The organism is Streptomyces sp. NPDC005728 (assembly GCF_040630895.1).
Classification (GTDB): Bacteria; Actinomycetota; Actinomycetes; order Streptomycetales; family Streptomycetaceae; genus Streptomyces.
Genome location: NZ_JBEXYL010000294.1, coordinates 1 through 1375, shown reverse-complemented (window position 1 = coordinate 1375; position 1375 = coordinate 1). Strand labels below are relative to the sequence as shown.

The following is a 1375-nucleotide window of genomic DNA, read 5'->3' as shown; positions in this document are numbered from 1 at the left end:
TACTGCAACGGTCCTTGTCGTGACTGCTGGCCAGCTCGGTCGTTGGTGTGGTTATGGGTGGGGACCTTGCTGGTGTCAGGTTGTGGGCCGGGGAACTGGAAGCGGTGCATGAGCGGTTCGTGCACCGCTTCAACCGGGAGGAGCCGCGTCGGTCGGCGCTCGCCTATATGCGGGGCCTGATCGCTCCGCTGGAGCGGAAGAACGGCTGGACGCTGGCGGAGGAGGCCGGTCATGCGGGTCCTGATCGCATCCAGCGGCTATTGAACCGGATCGAGTGGGACGCCGACGAGGTCCTGGACGACGTACGCGATTACGTCGTCGAACACCTCGGAGACCAGGATGCGGTGCTGATCGTCGATGACACCGGATTCCTGAAGAAGGGCGTCCGTTCGGCCGGGGTGCAAAGGCAGTACTCCGGCACCGCCGGACGCACCGAGAACTGCCAGATCGGTGTGTTCCTCGCCTACGCAACCGGCCGGGGCCGCACGTTGATCGACCGGCAGCTGTATCTGCCCACCTCCTGGACGGATGACCGCGAGCGCTGCCGGCGGGCGGGCGTCGACGACACGGTCGTCTTCGAGACGAAGGTGGCCATGGCCAAGGCGATGGTCCGCCGGGCCATCGCGGAGAAGATCCCGTTCGGCTGGGTGACGGCGGACGCCGCCTACGGCTACAGCAAGGGCTGGCGGTTCGAGCTGGAACAGGCCGACGTCTTCCACGTCATGGCCACCACGAGGCACGACACGGTCGTCACCCGCTGGTCCATCGACCACCCCGTCCACGAACTGTTTCCCGGGCTGCCGCGGCAGAAGTGGAAACGCCGCTCCTGCGGTGAAGGAGCTCACGGCCGGCGGATCTTCGACTGGGCCCGCGTCGAGGTGCGGCCCTGGCACCGCGAGGACCGTCGGCACTGGGTTCTCGCCCGCCGCAGTGTCAGCAGGCCCGAGGAGATCTCCTACTACATCGCCTACTGCCCCGCCGGGGCCACGCTGGACGAGCTGATCCATATCGCGGGCAGCCGGTGGGCCGTCGAGGAATGCTTCCAGACCGCGAAGCAGGAGTGCGGCCTGGACGACTACCAGGTCCGCCGCTATCCCGGCTGGCACCGCCACATGACCCTGGCCATGGCTGCCCACGCCTGCCTGACCGTCCTGCGGGCCCGAGAACTGGGCACAGAGAAAGCAGAAACGGATCCTCCCAGCTCATCCACCTCAGCCTCGCCGAGATCAGACGCCTGATCACCCGCCTCACCGACCGCCGTCCCACCCCGGTCGACCACATCCTGCACTGGTCGACCTGGCGCCGAAAACGGCAACACCAAGCCCGTATCAGCCACTACAAACAACGCGGACACAACCCCTGAGCTGGCCAGCAG

General features: G+C 66.9%; 1 protein-coding gene. It reads left to right on the top strand.

Going from position 1 to position 1375, the window contains the following annotated elements; genetic code table 11:
• The first annotated feature begins 53 nt into the window (after positions 1–53).
• Positions 54–1238 (top strand): IS701 family transposase, encoded by a 1185-nt coding sequence (locus ABZ471_RS48700; protein WP_359075627.1) that lies wholly within the window; start codon positions 54–56, stop codon positions 1236–1238.
• Positions 1239–1375: the final 137 nt, after the last annotated feature.